Origin of the sequence: Phenylobacterium sp. (assembly GCF_036263695.1) — a bacterium.
Classification (GTDB): domain Bacteria; phylum Pseudomonadota; class Alphaproteobacteria; order Caulobacterales; family Caulobacteraceae; genus Phenylobacterium.
In genome coordinates this window covers 1-3,408 of record NZ_DATAGM010000272.1, presented here as the reverse complement: position 1 = coordinate 3,408, position 3,408 = coordinate 1, and the positions used below count along the sequence as shown (strand labels likewise).

4 protein-coding genes and 1 pseudogene are annotated in these 3,408 nt (G+C 68.0%); 3 read left to right on the top strand and 2 right to left on the bottom strand.

Annotated elements, in window-relative coordinates; all coding sequences use genetic code 11:
- Positions 1–398, top strand: a pseudogene (locus VHK87_RS10990) (adenylosuccinate lyase); the annotation flags it as partial.
- 155 nt (positions 399–553) lie between these two features.
- On the opposite strand, the gene VHK87_RS10985 reads toward VHK87_RS10990, so the two are convergent.
- Entirely contained in the window at positions 554–1,108 is a 555-nt protein-coding gene (locus tag VHK87_RS10985) for a metalloregulator ArsR/SmtB family transcription factor (RefSeq protein WP_329634938.1), read from the bottom strand.
- Between the two features lie 128 nt (positions 1,109–1,236).
- Here VHK87_RS10985 and VHK87_RS10980 point away from each other — a divergent pair, with 128 nt between their 5' ends.
- Entirely contained in the window at positions 1,237–2,664 is a 1,428-nt protein-coding gene (locus VHK87_RS10980) for a coniferyl aldehyde dehydrogenase (RefSeq protein ID WP_329634937.1), read from the top strand.
- A gap of 4 nt (positions 2,665–2,668) precedes the next feature.
- On the opposite strand, the gene VHK87_RS10975 is transcribed toward VHK87_RS10980, so the two are convergent.
- Positions 2,669–2,992, bottom strand: coding sequence for a DUF1476 domain-containing protein (locus VHK87_RS10975; RefSeq protein ID WP_329634936.1), 324 nt, complete (start codon positions 2,990–2,992; stop codon positions 2,669–2,671).
- Positions 2,993–3,240: 248 nt separating this feature from the next.
- On the opposite strand from VHK87_RS10975, the gene VHK87_RS10970 reads away from it, so the two are divergent.
- On the top strand, positions 3,241–3,408 hold a 168-nt coding region (locus tag VHK87_RS10970), incomplete at its 3' end, for a phosphoribosylaminoimidazolesuccinocarboxamide synthase (RefSeq protein WP_329634939.1).

Below are 3,408 nucleotides of genomic sequence, written 5' to 3'. Positions count from 1 at the left end.
CCTCGGTCGAGCGAGCCATCGCCCCCGACGCCACCGTCCACCTGGACTTCGCCCTGCGGCGGCTGGCGGGCGTCGTCGAGCGGCTGGTGGTCTACCCGGAGAACATGGCCAAGAACCTCGACCGGCTGGGCGGCCTCGTCCACTCCCAGCGGGTGCTGCTGGCCCTGACCCAGAAGGGCCTCAGCCGCGAGGCCTCCTACGCTGCCGTCCAGCGGAACGCGATGAGGGTCTGGCGCGGCGAGGGGAACTTCCTCGACTTCCTCAAGGCCGACCCCGAGGTCACCCTTTCCGAGGCCGAGCTCTCCGAGCTCTTCGACCTCGGCTATCACTTCAAGAACGTCGACGTGATCTTCGCGCGCGTGTTCGGCCAGGACGCGGTGGCGAAGGCGGCGGAGTAGGCGTTTCTCTTTCCCTCCCCTTTATGGGGAGGGTCGAGCCGGCGCAGCCGACCGGGGTGGGGAAGTGACGAGCTTCGGCCCGCGCGGTCTCTGACTCCCCCACCCGTCCGCGGGCTTCGCCCGCGTTCACCCTCCCATGAAGGGGACGGAAAGGGTCAGGTCCGCCAGTACACCCCCGCCTCGCGGGCCATCATCCCGTGGCCGATCATCTCCCGGCGCAGGGTGGCGCTGTCCCAGTGGCGGCGCTGGAGGATCTCGTTGACCTCGGCTTCGCGGTAGCGGCGGCCCTCCTCGAACTGGCCGGTGAGCCAGCGCAGCACCACCTCGCGCTTGCGGCGGCTGGCGGGGATGACCTTCAGCCGCCCGTCGGGCTCGACGAAGCCGGAGAGCACCTTCTCCTCCCAGTTGTCGGCAGCCGGCGCCATGGCGCTCACCGCCTTGGGCTCGAGCAGGGCCCGGTTCATTGCCGTCAGCGCCTCTGGCCGCAGGGCATGCCAACGGGTGACGCCCTCGGCGCGCACGCTCACCAGCCCGAGCGCCTTCAGGGCCGCCAGGTGGTGTGAGACGGTCGGCTCCTTGACGTCCAAGAGCTCGGCCACCTCCTGCACGCTACGTTCGCGCTCGGCGAGCAGGCCGACGATCCGGAGGCGGCTCTCGTTGGCCATCGCCTTGAAGAAGGCCAGCAAGGTCTGGAAGTCGGGCGTGTCCATGGCGGCAATCCTTTGATCGACATCTAATTAGCACACCCTCGAAGAAGCGCCACCCCCTGCCGCGAGGTCAGGCTTGCCAAGCGGCGCGGTCGGCGCACAGCGTTCTCCCCGGAACTGGAGGACACCTCATGGACACGCCCGCCATGCTCGCCCTGCTGGAGCGCCAGAAGGCGGCGCAGCTGCGCGACGGCACCCCCTCGGCCGAGACCCGGATCGCGCGCATCGAGCGCTGCATCGGCCTTCTGATCGACAACCGGGCGGCCATCGAGGAGGCGCTGAACGCCGACTTCGGCTCGCGCTCGCGGGAGGCCACCGCCTTCACCGACATCGCCGGCTCTATAGGCCCGCTGAAGCACGCCAAGGAGAACCTGCGCCGATGGATGCGGCCGGAGAAGCGCAAGACCACGCCCGCGCTGCTGGGCCTGTTCGGCGCCAAGGCCGAGGTGCGCTTCCAGCCCAAAGGCGTCGTCGGCGTGATCAGCCCCTGGAACTTCCCGGTGAACCTGACCTTCGCGCCCCTGGCTGGCGTACTGGCCGCCGGCAACCGGGCGATGATCAAGCCGTCCGAACTGACGCCGGCCACCTCGGAGCTCTTGAAGATCATGTTCGCCTCCGCCTTCCCGGAGGAGGAGATCGCCGTGGTCACCGGGGGACCGGAGGTCGGCCAGGCCTTCGCGGGCCTGGCCTTCGACCACCTGATCTTCACCGGCGGCACGGCCATCGCCAAACACGTGATGCGGGCCGCGGCGGAGAACCTCGTCCCGGTCACCCTGGAGCTCGGCGGCAAAAGCCCGGTGATCCTCTCCAAGTCCGCCGACCTGGACGTCGCCGCCGCGCGGATCATGAACGGCAAGACCTTGAACGCCGGCCAGATCTGCCTGGCCCCCGACTACGTTCTGGCCCCGCGCGACAAGATGGACGGCTTCGTCGAGGCGGCCCGCCGGTCGGTGGCGACCATGTTCCCGACGATCCGGGACAATCCCGACTACACCGCCATCGTCGCCCAGCGGCACTACGACCGGATCCAGGACTATGTGGCCGACGCTCGGGCCAAGGGTGCGACGGTGGTGGAGCTGAAGCCCCAGGGCGAGGACCTCTCGCAGCAGGAGCACCGCAAGATCGCCCCCACCCTGATCCTCGATCCGACCGACGACATGAAGGTGATGCAGGAGGAGATCTTCGGCCCGCTGCTGCCGGTGAAGAGCTACGTCTCGGTGGACGAGGCTATCGGCTACGTGAACGCCCGCGACCGGCCGCTTGGCCTCTACTACTTCGGCGACGATGCGGGCGAGCGGGAGAAGGTGCTGAGCTCCACCACCTCCGGCGGGGTCACGGTCAACGACGTCATCTTCCACGTGGCCCAGGAGGAGCTGCCGTTCGGCGGCGTCGGGCCGTCAGGCATGGGCAGCTACCACGGCCACGACGGCTTCCGCGAGTTCAGCCACCGAAAGGCCGTCTACACTCAGATCAAGAAGGACATCGGACCGCTGAAGCAGCTCCGCCCGCCGTTCGGGCCGGGGATCCGGAAGTACCTGGAGAGCCAGATGCGGGCCTGAGGCCCTACTTCCCCGAACGCACCTGTTCGCGGGCCTGGGCCATCAGCTCGTCCATGCGGCGGCGAACGTCGGCTTCGGTGACCGAGACGCCGGCGCCCTTCAGGTCCTCGAAGACCTTGCGCAGCACGTCTTCGTCGCCGGCTTCCTGGAAGTCCGAGCGGACCACCGCCTTCGAATATTCGGCGATGTTGTCGCCCGACAGGCCCATCAGGCCCGCGGCCCATTCGGCCAGCATGCGGTTGCGCCGGGCGGACGCCTTGAACTCCTGCTCCTGATCGAGCGCGAACTTACCCTCGAAGCCCCGTTCACGATCGTTGAAGGTGGTCATGTGATCCCTAAAGCTTACGCCCCGCGAAGGCCCCTCCCTATCGCGGGCGGGCGCGGCCCGCAATGGAAACGCGCCAGTGCGTGCAAGGCGCCGCAGGGCTCTGTTTGCGCCGCACACTTCGTTCCGCTAATTTCCCCTCGCCTCAATGAGAGCCAGAGGCCGAGTCGGAGCCGCGCGCGTTCGGAAGGGACCGCGCGCGTTTTTCGTTTTCCGCCGCCGGCAGCCCTGGCTCATGGAGAAGGCGCCAGATGACCCGCCGCAAAAAGATCTACGAGGGCAAGGCCAAGATCCTCTACGAAGGTCCCGAGCCCGGCACCTTGATCCAGTACTTCAAGGACGACACCACCGCCTTCGACGCCAAGAAGAAGGCGGTGCTGGAAGGCAAGGGCGTCATCAACAACCGGATCAGCGAGTAC